The organism is Blastococcus sp. TBT05-19, assembly GCF_003319095.1.
Taxonomy (GTDB): domain Bacteria; phylum Actinomycetota; class Actinomycetes; order Mycobacteriales; family Geodermatophilaceae; genus Blastococcus.
The window spans coordinates 324,811-338,887 of sequence record NZ_QOHI01000005.1 but is presented as its reverse complement, the minus strand read 5'-3'; the positions used below and the strand labels follow the sequence as shown (position 1 = coordinate 338,887).

Genomic DNA, 14,077 nt, shown 5'->3' with positions numbered 1-14,077 from the left:
GCTGCGTGATGCCGCGCCGGGCGACGGCGCAGGTCACACCAGCCGGCGGCTGTCCTGCGCCACGACCCGCAGCCATCGGTAGCCGTAGCCGCCCAGCGCGATCTCCGCGACCCCGCGGTCGGAGACGGGGACCTCGCCCGGCTGCAGCAGGTCGACGAGCCGGTGGGAGTCGTCGCAGCCCTCCAGCGTCAGAGGCACGGTCCGTGGCTCGGGACCGAGGTTGTGCGCGGCCACCAGCGCGCCGTCGTCCCAGGTGCACAGGTGCGCGAGCACCTCCGGGCACGGCTGCTCCAGCACCGTGAACCCGCCCCAGCCGAGCTCGGGGGACTCCCGGTACCGGCGGATCAGCAGCTTCATGAACGACAGCAGCGAGTCGGGGTCGTTGCGCTGGTCGGCGACGTTGACGTACTCGGGCGCGAAGCCACCGGTGACCACCGGCCCGGGCAGCTTGCGCGGCTCGGCGGGCGAGAACCCGCCGTTGCGGCCTGACGTCCACTGCATCGGCGTCCGGACGGCGAGGCGACCCTCGGCCTCGAGGTCCTCCCCCATCCCGATCTCCTCGCCGTAGAAGAGCACCGGGGTGCCCGGCAGCGAGAACAGCAGGCTGTAGACCATGCGCACCCGCCGCGGGTCGCCGTCCAGCATCGGTGGGAGCCGCCGCCGGAGCCCGCGCCCGTACACCTGCATCCGCTCCTCGGGCCCGAACGCGGCGAAGACCTCGGCGCGCTCCTCGTCGGAGAGCTTGTCGAGGGTCAGCTCGTCGTGGTTGCGCACGAACGTGGCCCACTGCGAGTCCGGGTTCAGCGCGGGCCGGCCCTCGAGCGCGGCCGCGAGGGGGCCGGCGTCCCCGCGGGCCAGCGCCAGGTACATCGCCTGCATGCCGACGAAGTCGAACTGCATGGTGAGCTCGTCGCCGTCGGTGCCGCCGAAGAACTCCAGCTGCTGCTCGTAGGGCAGGTTCACCTCGCCCAGCAGGACCCCGCTCCCCGAGCGCCGGCCGACCAGCGCCCGCAGGTCGCGCAGGTAGTGGTGCGGGTCGGGCAACGCCCCGCTGTCGGCCTGCTGCGTCTCCAGGAAGAAGGGGACGGCGTCCACGCGGAAACCCGACAGCCCCAGCTGCAGCCAGAAGCCCATGATCTTGGCGACCTCGTCACGGACCAGCGGGTTCGTGACGTTCAGGTCGGGCTGCTCCTTGTAGAACTTGTGCAGGTACCACTCCCCCGTCTTCTCCGACAGCGTCCAGATGCTGTCCTCCTGGTCGGGGAAGACGACCTGGTCGGAGGTGTCCGGCGGCGGGTCGGACCGCCAGACGTAGAAATCGCGGTACGGGGAGTCCTTCGACTGCTCGGCCGACCGGAACCACGGGTGCTTGCGCGAGGTGTGGTTGACGACGAGGTCGGCGATCACCCGCATGCCGCGGTCGTTGGCCGTGCGGATGACCTCCACGAGGTCGCCGTGGGTGCCGAGACGGGGGTCCACGCCGTAGAAGTCGGTGATGTCGTAGCCGTCGTCGCGCTCGGCGGTCGGGTAGAAGGGCATCAGCCACAGGCAGGTGACGCCGAGGTCGGCGAGGTGGTCGATCCGCTGCGCGAGACCGGCGAAGTCACCGATCCCGTCGGCGTTCCAGTCCATGAAGGTCTCGACGTCGAGGCAGTACACGACGGCGTTCTTCCACCACAGGTCGCTGGTGTCGGTGATCCTCACCGCGGCACCGCCACGGCGGGGGCCGGGACGGTGACACCGAGCTGCGGCAGCACGTGGCTGCCGAACGCGTCGAGGAACGCCTGCTGCTCGACCCCGACGTGGTGCAGGTAGATCTGGTCGAACCCGAGCTCCACGTACTCCTGCAGCCAGGCCGTGTGCTGACCGAGGTCGGCCGAGACGCGCACCGCCTCGGTCACGTCCTCGGGCGCCACGTGCGCGCTGGCCTGCTCGAACGCCTCGGGGCTGTCGAGGTCCCAGCACAGGGGTGGCGGGAAGACGTTGCTGCGCCACTGGTCGTGGGCCATGCCCAGCGCCTTGGCCGGGTCGGGGTCCCAGGAGACGTGCACCTGCAGCGCGAGCGTGCCCCGGCCGCCGGCGTCCCGGTAGGCGGCGATCATCTCGCGCAGCTTGTCGTGCGGCTGGTTGATGGTCACCAGCCCGTCGGCCCAGTCCGCCCCGTTGCGGGCGGTGGCCACGCTGACCGCGGGGGCGATGAGGGCCGGGGACTGCTCGGGGAGCGTGTAGACCTTGGCCCGGTCGACGGTCACCAGACCGTCGTGGCTGACCTCCTCCCCTGCCAGCAGCGCCCGGATGACGTCGACGCACTCGCGCAGGCGGGCGTCGCGGAGCTCCTTGCGCGGCCACTTGTCGCCGGTCACGTGCTCGTTCATCGCCTCGCCGCTGCCCAGCGCGACCCAGAACCGGCCGGGGAACATCGCGCCCAGGGTCGCGATCGCCTGGGCGATGATCACCGGGTGGTAGCGCTGGCCGGGCGCGTTCACGGCGCCGAAGGGCAGCGACGTCGTCGCCAGTGCGGCACCCAGCCACGACCAGGCGAAGCCGGACTCCCCCTGGCGCGGGTTCCACGGCGTCAGGTGGTCCGAGCACATCGCGGCGGTGAAGCCGACCTCCTCGGCGTGCTGGACGGCGCGCAGCAGCGCCGCGGGGTGGACCTGCTCGTGGGAGTTGTGGAACCCGATCACCGGCATGGGTCCATGCCTACGGTCAGCGGGCGGTCAGCGCCAGTCGCACCCCGAACCCGATCAGCGTCATGCCGGTGAGGCCGTCGATCACCCGCACCGTGCGGGGCCGCCGGAGCCACCGGCCGAACGCCGCCGCCAGGCCGATGAGCGCCGCGAACCAGACCACGGACAGCGCCGCGTGCACCCCGGCGAGCAGCAGCCCGCCCAGCAGCGGGTCGCTCCCGACGGGGAGGAACTGCGGCAGCAGCGCCGCGTAGAACACGCCGACCTTCGGGTTCAGCAGGTTCGTGGCCAGCCCCGTCCGGGCGGCCCGCCACGACGAGCCGGCGCCGCCCTCCAGCTGGTCCGGAACCGTGCCACGCCGGGTGGCCCGCAGGACCAGGAGCACGCCGAGGCCGACCAGGTAGGCCGCCCCGGCGAAGCGGAGCACGTCGTAGGCCAGCTGCGATGCAGCGAGCAGGGCCGAGATCCCGACCGCCGCGGCGGCACCCCAGACGAACAGTCCGGCGACGATCCCCGCCGCCGTGGCGGCCGCCTCCCGGCGGCCCCGGGTGAGCGCGGCGCGCAGGACGAGTGCGGTGTCCAGGCCCGGGGTCACGGTGAGCGCCGCGGCGACGACGGCGAAGCCCAGCACGGCGGAGGTCACGGGCCCATCCTCCTCTCCCGCACCTTCCACCGGCCTGGACCAGCGGAGATGTCGTACCCCGGTCCTAGCGTGCAGGCATGCCCCGCGTCTCCGGCTCCTCGACCCTCGAGGGCGTGCTGGTCGACTGGTCGCTGGACCAGCCGGTCAGGCCATCGGGGCTGCCGGTGGGGCTGCTGTCGCAGGAGCAGGCCGCCGCGGAGCTGGTGCGCCACCAGCGACGGCAGGCCATGGCCGCCGCCTACGAGGCGGAGCTGGTCCTGCGGATGGCCGAGCTGACCAGCGACGAGTTCGATCCGGGACCGGGCAGCCCGGGAGGCCGCTCCGCCCGGTGGGCGGACGGCAAGGACACGGCGGGGGTGAGCGAGTTCTTCACCGGGGAGCTCGCGCTGGTGCTCAACCGCGGCCGCGGCACGGCCGCCCACCTGCACTCCCGCGCACTGGTGTGGCGGGAGAAGCTGCCCGCCACCTTCGCCGCCCTGGCCTCCGGTGAGCTCGACGTGGCGCGGGCGGCGGCGCTGGCCGACGTGCTCGGCCACACCGCTGCCGAGCTGGCGCGGGTGATCGAGGCGCGACTGCTGCCCGAGGCGGTCGATCTGTCCGTGGCCCGGCTGCGGGCCCGGGCGCTGGAACTCCTGCTGTCCCTGGACGCCGCGGCCGCGGAGGAACGCCGGCAGCAGGCGGAGAAGTCCGCCGACGTGTTCCTGCAGCCCGTCCAGGACGGGATGGCCACGCTCGGCGCCGAGCTGCCCGCGGACGAGGCCGCCGAGGGCTACGCGATGATCGACGCCCTCGCCCGGATGGCCAAGGCCGACGGCGACGACCGCCCCATCGCCCAGCTCCGCACCGAGCTGTTCTCGCTGCTGCTGCGTCGCCCCGGCGGGGCCGACCAGCCACCGGTCGCCGCGCACCTGACCATCACCGCCACCCTGGATTGCCTCACCGGGGCCTCGACATCACCGGGGTGGGTGAACGGTCTGGTCATCACGGCTGCGCAGGTGCGCGAACTGCTCGCCCGGATCGGCGCGCTCGGCGTGCAGGACCCACCGGCCGGCGGGCTCACCTTCGCCCTCACCGACGCCGACGGCCGGCTGCTGGCCACCACGACCGTCGCCGAGCTGCTGCGGCTGGCCAAGGCCGGCTGCCCCGAGCACCCCGACGGCGCGTGCGGGTGCCCGGTGCTCAGCGCGCCGCCCGCCACCGCGGCCTACGCGCACACGGACCGGCAGGAGCGGTTCGTGACGACCCGCGACCGCGCCTGCCGGATGCCCGGCTGCGGGCAGCGCGTCGGCTGGACCGACCTCGACCACGTCGTCCCGCACGCCTGCGACGGCGCGACGACGTGCACCAACCTGTGCTGTCTGTGCCGCTCCCACCACCGCCTCAAGACCTTCGCCCGCGGCTGGCGCTTCGTCATGGATCCCGACGGCACCCTGCACGTCACCACGCCGTCGGGGATCACCCGCACGACCCGCCCACCCGGCCTGCGCCCACCACCGCCACGACCACCCGACCCGGCACCACCGCAGGGGCGAGGGACACCCAGACGGTTCGGGATCCTGGAGCTCCTGCGGCGCCCGCCGGCGACGCCACCCGGCACCGGATCGGACGGCGACCCGCCCCTCTTCTAGCGCCCCTCCACACTGGACGCGTGCTGCCACCGCCCGGAACACCGGGGACCGACCTGCCCGTGCGGGCGGCCCTCCCCGAGCTGGCCGACGCCCTGGCGAGCCGCGGCACCGCCGTCCTCGTTGCTCCGCCGGGAACCGGGAAGACGACGCTGGTGCCCCTCGCGCTGGCCGGCGAGGTTCCCGGGCGCATCGTCGTCGCCGAGCCGCGCCGGGTGGCCGCACGGGCCGCCGCCCGGCGGATGGCCGCGCTGCTGGGCGAGCCGGTGGGCGGCCAGGTCGGCTACAGCGTCCGCGGCGACAGCCGGCGCAGCGACGCGACCCGCATCGAGGTGGTCACCACCGGTCTGCTGGTCCGCCGGCTGCAGGCCGATCCGGAGCTGCCCGGCGTCGACGCCGTCGTGCTCGACGAGTGCCACGAACGGCACCTGGACACCGACCTGGCCCTCGCCTTCTGCCTCGACGCCCGCGGCGCGCTGCGGCCCGACCTCCGGCTGCTCGCCATGTCGGCGACCGCCCAGGCGCAGCGGCTCGCCGCGCTGCTCGGCGGCGACGACGGTCCGGCACCGGTCGTCGAGGCGGCCGGCGTGCTGCACGAGGTCGACGTGGCGTGGGCACCGGCGACCGGCCCGATCGACCCGCCGCACGGCCTGCGGGTCGATCCGCGGCTGCTCGACCACGTCGCCGCCACCGTCCGCCGGGCGCTGGCGGAACGGCCCGGCGATCTCCTCGTCTTCCTCCCCGGCGCCGGCGAGATCGGCACCGTCGCCGGGCGGCTGCACGGCGTCGGCGCCGACGTGCTCCCCCTGCACGGCCGGCTCCCCGCCGCGGCGCAGGACGCCGCCCTCCGGTCCGGGCCGAACCGCCGGGTGGTCCTGGCCACCGCGCTGGCGGAGAGCAGCCTGACCGTGCCGGGCGTCCGCGTCGTCGTCGACGCCGGGCTCTCCCGGGTGCCGCGGGCCGATCTGGCCCGCGGCCTGGGATCGCTGGTCACCGTCCGCGCCTCGCGGGCGGCGGTCACCCAGCGCGCCGGCCGGGCCGGTCGGGAGGGGCCGGGCGCCGTGTACCGCTGCTGGACCGCGGCGGAGCAGGACCGCCTGCCCCCGCACGACGAGCCGGAGGTGAGCACCGCGGACCTCACGGCATTCGCCCTGGAGCTCGCCTGCTGGGGAGCGCCCGGAGGCCAGGGGCTGGCGCTGCTCGACCCTCCCCCGCGTGCGGCGGTGCTCGTCGCCGAGGAGACCCTGCGCAGCCTCGGGGCGGTCGACGACGACGGCCGCGCGACCGCTCGCGGGCGGGCGCTGACCGCGATGGGGGTGCATCCGCGGCTGGCCCGCGCCCTGCTCGACGGCGCGCCGCGGGTCGGCCGTCGCCGGGCGGCCGAGATCGTGGCGCTCCTGTCGGCCGACCTGCCGGTGCGTGGCGACGACCTCACCGCCACCTGGCGCGGCCTGCGCTCCGGCGCCGACCGCGGTGCCACCGCCCGCTGGCGGGAGGAGGCCGACCGGCTCCAGCGCGCCGTCGCCGACGCTCCGGTCCTCCCGCTCCCCGACGACACCGCCGCCGGCCTGGTGGTCGGCCTGGCCCACCCCGAGCGGCTGGCCCGGCGCCGGTCGGGCAGCGCCGGCACCTACCTCATGGCCGCGGGGACCGGCGCCGAACTGGCTCCCGGGACGGCGCTGACGGGCGCCCCCTGGCTGGCGATCGCCGTGGCCGACCGGGCCCCGGGCCGCCGCGACGCCCGGGTGCGGTCGGCGGTCGCGGTCGACGAGGCGACCGCGCTGGAGGCCGGCGCCGCCCTGCACTCCGACGGCGACCAGGTCCGATGGCGCGACGGCGACGTCTCCTGCACCCGCGTGGAGCGGCTGGGGGCCGTCGTCCTGACCGAGCGGCTCCTGCCCGACCCGGACCCGGCCGATGTCGCCGCCGCCGTCGCCGAGGGCCTGCGGAGCGAGGGGCTGGGGCTGCTGCGCTGGACGCCCGCCGCGGTCGCGCTGCGGGCGCGGCTCGCGGCCGCGCGCGCCGGGCTCGGGGACCCCTGGCCGGCGGTCGACGACGAGGTCCTGCTGTCCGCCGTCGACGTGTCCGGGGCACGCAGCCGCGCCGACCTCGCCCGCGTGGACGTCGTCGCGGCGCTGCGCGCCCTGGTGCCGTGGGAGATCGCCGGCCGGCTGGACGACGTCGTCCCCGAGCGGGTCGAGGTCCCGACCGGCTCCCTGATCCGGGTCGACTACTCCGACCCCGCCGTTCCCACCCTCTCGGTGCGGGTGCAGGAGGTGTTCGGCTGGGCGCGGGCACCGCTGGTCGCCGGTCGGCCGCTCCGGTTGCAGCTCCTCTCCCCCGCCCAGCGGGTCGTCGCCACGACCGCGGACCTCGCCGGCTTCTGGACGACCGGCTATCCGGCGGTCCGCAGCGAGCTGCGCGGCCGCTACCCCCGGCACCCCTGGCCCGAGGACCCGGCAGTGGCACCCGCCACGAAGCGGGCGAAGCCACGATCCTGAGGCTGCAGGCTCGCGCCCGCCCGGCGAGGATCGACCGGTGACACCGAAGCCGACGACAGACGACCGGGGTATCGATGCGAGCTGGCTGGACGCGCTCGACGAGGAGCACCAGGTAGCCCAGGAGACCATCGACACGTTGCGGGAGGTCATCGGCGAACCACCCGCCGACCTCGAGGACCGGGCGCCGATCGTCGCCCGGCCCGGCGACGCGCTGGAGGTCGACGAGGCCACCGTCGTCTGCGAGGACGGCGAGGTCCGGCAGATCGACGGCCACCTGCCCGCCGACTTCCCGCTCGGCTACCACTGGCTGCAGTCCGCCGAGGGACGACGACGCCGGCTCATCGTCTCCCCCGGCCGCTGCTGGCTGCCCGAGGACCGGGCGTGGGGCTGGGCGGTGCAGCTCTACGCCGCGCGCAGCCGCGCCAGCTGGGGCATCGGCGACCTGGCCGACCTGCGCAGCATCCGGCGCATGGCCGAGGACCAGGGCGCGGGCTTCGTGCTCATCAACCCGCTGCACGCCGTCGCCCCCATCGAGCAGCAGGAGGCGAGCCCCTACCTGCCGGCGACCCGGCGCTTCCGCAACCCGGTCTACCTGCGGGTGGACGAGGTGCCCGGGGCCGAGAAGGTGGACCTCGAGGAGGACGCCGGCCGCGCGCTGTCCGAGGGCCCGCTGATCGACCGCGACGCCATCTGGGCCCGCAAGCGCGAGGTGCTGATGCGGATCTTCTTCGCCCACGGCGGCGGCGAGGCCTTCGCCCGCTGGCGGGAGGAGCAGGGGCAGACGCTGCAGGACTGGGCGACCTGGGCGGCCATCACCGAGGAGCACGGCGCGGACTGGCACACCTGGCCCGAGGAGCTGCGCCGACCCGACGGGTCGGCGCCGGCCGCCTACCGGGAGCAGCACGGCGCCGTCGTCGCGTTCCACGCCTGGCTGCAGTGGGCGCTGGACCTGCAGTTCACCGCGGCCACCGGCGATCTGACCGTGATCCAGGACCTGCCGATCGGCTTCGCCGGCGGCGGGGCCGACGCCTGGGCCTGGCAGGAGGTGCTGGCCGACGGCGTGAGCGTCGGCGCACCGCCGGACGCGTTCAACTCCGCCGGCCAGGACTGGGGTTCCCCGCCGCTGATCCCGTGGCGGCTCCGCGACGCCGACTACGAGCCGTTCATCCAGTCGATCCGCGCCACCATGGCCGGCGCCGGAGGCCTGCGGATCGACCACGTCATGGGCCTGTTCCGCCTCTGGTGGGTGCCGGCCGGCGGCAGCGCGGCCGACGGCGCCTACGTGCGCTATCCGGCCGAGGACCTGCTGAACATCGTCGCCCTGGAGAGCCACCGGGCGCAGGCGCTCGTGGTCGGCGAGGACCTCGGCACCGTCGAGGAGGGCGTGCGCGAGGCCATGGCCGAGCACGGCGTGCTCTCCTACCGGCTGCTCTGGTTCGAGGACGACGCCCCGGCGGAGTGGCCTGCCGAGGCGATGGCCGCGATCACGACCCACGACCTGCCCACCGTGGCCGGGCTGTGGACCGAGGCCGACGTGGACGAGCAGCGCGAGCACGGCACGGGCACCGACGAGGAGCTGGAGCGCGGCCGCGGCTCGCTGCTCGCGCACCTGCCCGGGCTGTCCGACGACGCGTCGGTGGAGCAGGCGGTGCAGCGAGCGCACGAGCTGCTCGGCCAGGCGCCCTCGCTGCTGCTGTCGGCCACCCTGGACGACGCCGTCGGCGAGCAGCGCCGGCCGAACATGCCCGGCGCCGACCAGCGGCCGAACTGGTCGCTGCCGCTGCCGGTCCTGGTCGAGGACCTGCCGGGGCACGCTCTGCTGCAGACGGTGGCGAAGACCCTGGCCGACGGGCTCACCGCCGGCTGACGCGACGCCCGTCCGCTCGCGAGCGGGCGGAGAACGACCGGAGGCCGGCCCCCGTGCGGGAGCCGGCCTCCGGCCGTTCGTGCTGTCGTGCGGTCAGTCGGCGGTCTGCCGACGTCGGCGCGCGATCACCAGGGACGCGGCCCCGGCGGCGGTGAGCAGCCCGGCCAGGCCGATCAGCCCGCCGATCTCGGCGCCGGTGTAGGCCAGCGCCTCACCGCCGCTGCGACCACCGGCCGGAGCGGGGACCTTGCCGCCGTGACCGGCGGGGGTACCGCTGCCCGGGGGCGTGACGCCCGCGGCCGGAGGGGTGCCACCCGTGGCCGGAGGCGTACCGCCGTTGCCCGGAGGCGTGCCATCGCTGCCCGGGAGGGTCCCGCCGTCGCCGTCGCCGTCGCCACCGTCACCGTCACCGGTGCCACCGTCGCCGTCGCCACCACCGGTGCCACCGTCGCCGTCGCCACCACCGGTGCCACCATCGCCACCGTCGCCGGTACCGCCGTCGCCGTTGCCATCACCGGTGCCGCCGTCGCCACCGTCGCCGCCGTCGCCACCGTCGCCGTCACCCGGCGGCGGGCAGACCCCGGCCGGGGCCTCGGTGGTGTGGTCGGCCGCCGGCGGGCTCACCGGGGAGTTCGCCCGGAAGTAGGCGACCAGCGCGTCGACGTCCAGCGGACCGGTGGTGTCGGCGCCCGCCGCGAAGGTGGTGAAGGAGTCACCACCCCCGATGAGGAAGGAGTTCGCCGCCACCCGGTAGTCCGCCGCCGGGTCGATCATCTCGCCGTCGAGCATGATCGAGCAGGCGTCCACGCGGTCCCCGTAGGCCCGACTCAGGTCGTAGGAGTACGAGAACCCCTGCGAGGTCCCGAGGATCAGCTGGGACTTGCGCGGCCCGTCGAGCTGGAACTGCTCCTCCAGCAGCGCGTCGATCTCCGCCCCCGTCAGCGTGGTGGCGTTGATCGTGTTGCCGAACGGCTGGACGTTGAACAGCTCCCCGTAGGTCACCTCGCCGGCCAGGATGTTCGCTCGCGTCCCACCCGGGGCCTGGAACCCGATGACCGGGTTGCCGAACTGCTCGTCCTGGAGGGTCTCCAGCGCCACCTGGGCGATCAGGTTGTTGATCGGCGTCTCGGTGTCCCGGTCCGCGGAGGCGTTGGACGTGATGTCGGCCGTGGCCGACCCCACCACCTCGTTGCGGGCCTCGGCCGACTGGCCGACCCAGTAGTCGACGATCGCCTGGATCCCGGCGTCGGGGTTGTCGCGCAGGACCGGCACGTTGGTCGCGCCGTAGGTGTCGTCCCGCACGACGTCGCCGGTGACGCCGTCGACGGTGAACCGGAGGTCGGTCAGGAGCCGGCCGTAGAACCCGGCCTGCGTGACCAGCCGCTCGCCGCCCGCGTTGTCGGGCAGCAGGCAGTTGTACGCGGAGTGCGTGTGCGCGCTGATCACCAGGTCGACCGCGGGCAGCAGCTCCGCGTTGATGTCGACGATGGGTCCGGTCAGGTTCGTGCAGCCGTTGAAGTCACGGCCCTCCACGGTCCCGCCCTCGTGCACCAGCGCACCGATGGCCTGGATGCCCTGGGCCTGCAGCTCCAGCGTGTACCGGTTGATGGTGTCGGCCTCGTCGAGGAACTCGACGTCGGCGACACCGCCCGGGGTCACGATGCCCGGCGTGGTGTCGGTGACGACGCCGATGAGCGCCATCTTCTTGCCACCGCCCAGATCGAAGACCTGGTACGGCGGCAGCATCGGCTCACCGGTCGTGCTGTCGACGACGTTGGCGGCCAGGTACGGGAACTGGGTGCCCGCGAACGGGTCGCCCTGGCTGTCCTCGTAGCACCCGTCGTCACCGGGGGTCACGCCCTCGCAGGCGGTGACGTCGTCGGTGAACGTGCCGTCGGTGACGCCGGAGACGCGCCGCAGCTCGTCGGTCCCGCGGTCGTACTCGTGGTTGCCGACGACGGTGTTGACCAGGCCGAGGGCGTTCGCGACCTCGATGGTCGGCTCGTCCTTGAACACCGCCGACTCGAACGGCGAGGCGCCGATCAGGTCGCCGGCGCTGAGGAACAGCGAGTTGTCCGCGCTGCCCCCACCCGTGGTGAAGTCGCTCCGCTGCTCGGCCGCGGTGGAGGCCAGGTTGGCTGCGCCGCCGACCACGACGTTGCCGTCGTCCGCGTTGCCCGCGGTGCCGTCGGGCCCGGGGCCCTGCCCCGTGAACAGGAGGCTGTCGTTCCCGGTGGTCGGCGCGATCCGGCCGTGGAAGTCGTTGAACGACAGGATCTGCACCGGGATGTCGGCCGGCACGGCGAGGCCGCCGAGGTCGACGCCCAGCACCAGCGGGTCGTGGTCGCTGGAGCGGTACTGGTGGTCGTCGTACAGCCCCGGGGCACCGGTGTACTGGTAGGCGAAGGACTCGACCGCGTTGATGTTCCAGTGGGTCAGGTCCGTGACCTTGCCGGTCAGCTCCTCGGTGGCCATGGCGTGGTCCAGGGACCCCGACATGTCGTCGAAGACGTAGCTGTACCGGCCCTCGTCGAACTCCACGCCGAGGTCGGTCAGACCGGCGTCGCGGAGGATGACGATGGGGTCCTCCTCGGAGTAGGCGTTCAGGTCGCCGAGCGCCAGGACGTCGTCGTCACCCGTGCTGGTGCGCAGGTCCTCGACGAACGTCGCGAGGGCCTGGGCCTGACCGACCCGGTCGGGGTTGGACGCACCCTGGCCGTCGCCCTGGTCGGCGTTGGCGCCGCTGCCGCTGCCCTTGGACTTGAAGTGGTTGGCGACGACGGTGAACGTGTCGCCCTGCGCCTCGAAGGTCTGGGCGATGGGCTCGCGGGCGTTGTCGAAGTTCGTCTCGTCCACCAGACCGACCGGCTCGCCGACGGTCGTGACCGCCGCGGGCTGGTAGATGATCGCGTTGCGGATGACGTCGCGGTCGGTTCCGTGCAGCGCGGCCGGGAGCGGGACGTAGTCCCACTTGTCGGTGTCACCGGCGAACTCGTTCAGCCGGCTCACGAGGTCGGCGATCGCGGCGTCCGCGTCGCCCGGGGTGTAGCCCGTGGAGTCGGTGTCCTCGATCTCCATGAGCGTGACGACCTCGGCGCCGAGGCCGTCGATGGCCGTGACGATCTTGTCCGCCTGCTCCTCGAACTCCGCCGGGCTGGTCGCGCCGCGCGCGTCGGCCCCGGTGAGCGTGAGGAAGTAGTTCAGCACGTTGAAGGCGCCGATCTGGATGTCGCCGCCCACGTCCTGCGGCGACTCCTCACGGGTGTTCTGCGGCGCGAAGGTGCCCTCGGCCGAGCCGTCGGCGGGCTGCAGGCGCCACTGGTTGAAGCCGTGGCCCAGGACGAGCGGCGAACGGAAGTCCAGCGCGTCGCCGACCCGGACCGGGGTCTCCGGCGTCAGGTAGGGAGCCGTCGCCGGCGTGACCCGCGCGCTGGCGCCGTCGTCGAGGACGATGCGGCGCAGCGTGTTGTCGGCAGCGATGGCCTTCGCCGCGTCCGAGTTCGGCCGGGCCAGCTCGGTCGGCTGCACGAGCAGCCCACCCTCGGAGACCGTGAGCTCGCCGAAGCTGGTGAGGTCGAAGACCTCGCTGACCGTGAGCTCGTCGGCCGGGGCCACGCGCATGCCCTCGAGCCGCTCGCGGTCGGCGTCGGCGGCCGGCAGGTCGAGAGCGGCCGCGGCAGGGAGGTTCGCGGCGGTCCCCTCGGCGCACACCGCGACCCTGTCGTCGGCGGTGATCTGCGTCTGGCCACCGAACTCCGAGACGGCGCCGCTCACGGCGACGGTGTCGCCGAGATCGACCGCCGCGTTGCGGCTGAACACGAAGACGCCGTCGGAGGTGGCGGCGTCGCCGTCGCCGTCGGCGTCCTGCAGGTAGAAGCCGGAGAAGCCGGGCAGGTCACCCACGACGACGCCGCGGACGGTGACGGTCTGACCCGCCACCGGCGTCGTCGCGCCGGTGCCCTGGACCGCACCGATCTCGGTCGGGGTCGTCTCGCAGAGGCCGGCCGGCGGCTGCGGCGGGTCGGGCTGCTGCGCTGCGCCGCCGTTGACCGCACCTCGGGTGCTGGTGGCCGGGCCGGACCAGACGAGCGCGTCGCGCCCGGCGTCGTAGGCCCGCGACAGGGACTGGCCCTCGGGGACACCGTTCTCGGCCACCCCGATGTCCGTGCTCGTCATGCCGGCGGCCGGACCGTTGGCGGCGGTGAGGACGCCCTCGTAGGAGAGGAACTCGAGCACCGTCCCGTTGCTCACCAGGGCGATGGCGTCCGGGCCGTTCTGGATGCCGTCGACCGGGTAGTCGAGGACGGCGACGGCGGGCGAGCCCGCGGGCGCGGTGACGTCCGGGAAGGCGTCGGTGTCGTAGGTGATGGCCGCCGCGGCCGCCGCGGCGTTGTTCCCACCGTTGTAGAGGACGGCCGACAGGCCCGCCGTGCTCGTGCCGGCCGGGATCTGGACCTCGATGAACTCACCGGTGTCGCCGCCGGCGTCGTCGTAGTGGATCTCGGAGATGAACGGCGCCGTCGGCGGCGCCGCGGAGGCGGTGAGCGGCATGCCCACGACCGCGACGGAGGCGGCGGTGGTGCCGAGGGCGGCACGGCGCACGAACGCGCGAGCGGCGCGTCGACGCGAGGTGGTGCCGGGGTGTTCGAGCACGCGGGGTTCCTTCCGGGTGACGAGCTGACCGCCGGAACCTAAGAGCGGTGTGTGACTGACGGGTAACGAGCTGGCCACGTCTCGGGCCGGGTCGCGTG

Annotated in this window: 7 protein-coding genes; 3 read left to right on the top strand and 4 right to left on the bottom strand. The window is 74.4% G+C overall.

Annotation, left to right across the window (positions count from 1 at the left end):
• Nucleotides 1-33 precede the first annotated feature (33 nt).
• Genes DQ244_RS15245 through DQ244_RS15235 form a run of 3 tightly spaced genes read right to left on the bottom strand, consistent with a single transcriptional unit; the run spans nucleotide 34 to nucleotide 3,333 of the window.
• Nucleotides 34-1,704: an alpha-amylase family protein gene (locus DQ244_RS15245; RefSeq protein ID WP_113812318.1), complete on the bottom strand. Its 1,671-nt coding sequence runs from the start codon at nucleotides 1,702-1,704 to the stop codon at nucleotides 34-36.
• A complete protein-coding gene (locus DQ244_RS15240; RefSeq protein WP_113812317.1) occupies nucleotides 1,701-2,693 on the bottom strand; it encodes a TIGR03885 family FMN-dependent LLM class oxidoreductase in 993 nt (330 codons plus the stop codon). Before DQ244_RS15240 ends, DQ244_RS15245 begins: the two co-directional genes overlap by 4 nt.
• A gap of 16 nt (nucleotides 2,694-2,709) precedes the next feature.
• Nucleotides 2,710-3,333, bottom strand: coding sequence for a LysE family translocator (locus tag DQ244_RS15235; RefSeq protein WP_113812316.1), 624 nt, complete (start codon nucleotides 3,331-3,333; stop codon nucleotides 2,710-2,712).
• Between the two features lie 77 nt (nucleotides 3,334-3,410).
• On the opposite strand from DQ244_RS15235, the gene DQ244_RS15230 reads away from it, so the two are divergent.
• From DQ244_RS15230 to malQ, 3 genes are read left to right on the top strand one after another with little or no spacing between them, the layout of a single operon-like run.
• The gene (locus tag DQ244_RS15230) at nucleotides 3,411-4,961 is read left to right on the top strand and encodes an HNH endonuclease signature motif containing protein (protein ID WP_113812315.1); all 1,551 of its coding nucleotides are present in this window, start codon (nucleotides 3,411-3,413) and stop codon (nucleotides 4,959-4,961) included.
• Nucleotides 4,962-4,981: 20 nt separating this feature from the next.
• Nucleotides 4,982-7,459 (top strand): ATP-dependent helicase HrpB, encoded by a 2,478-nt coding sequence (gene hrpB, locus DQ244_RS15225; RefSeq protein WP_113812314.1) that lies wholly within the window; start codon nucleotides 4,982-4,984, stop codon nucleotides 7,457-7,459.
• A 37-nt stretch (nucleotides 7,460-7,496) separates the two neighbouring features.
• Nucleotides 7,497-9,326 (top strand): 4-alpha-glucanotransferase, encoded by a 1,830-nt coding sequence (gene malQ / locus DQ244_RS15220; RefSeq protein WP_113812313.1) that lies wholly within the window; start codon nucleotides 7,497-7,499, stop codon nucleotides 9,324-9,326.
• Between the two features lie 93 nt (nucleotides 9,327-9,419).
• Here the strand turns inward: malQ and DQ244_RS19980 are convergent, their stop codons facing one another.
• Complete coding sequence (locus DQ244_RS19980; protein ID WP_233491574.1) at nucleotides 9,420-13,979, bottom strand: ExeM/NucH family extracellular endonuclease; 4,560 nt, start codon at nucleotides 13,977-13,979, stop codon at nucleotides 9,420-9,422.
• Nucleotides 13,980-14,077 lie beyond the last annotated feature (98 nt).

Coding starts and splice junctions, on each gene's coding strand:
- DQ244_RS15240 (WP_113812317.1), bottom strand. CDS start 2,693: ATGCCGGTGATCGGGTTCCACAACTCCCACGAGCAGGTCCACCCCGCG.
- DQ244_RS15230 (WP_113812315.1), top strand. CDS start 3,411: ATGCCCCGCGTCTCCGGCTCCTCGACCCTCGAGGGCGTGCTGGTCGAC.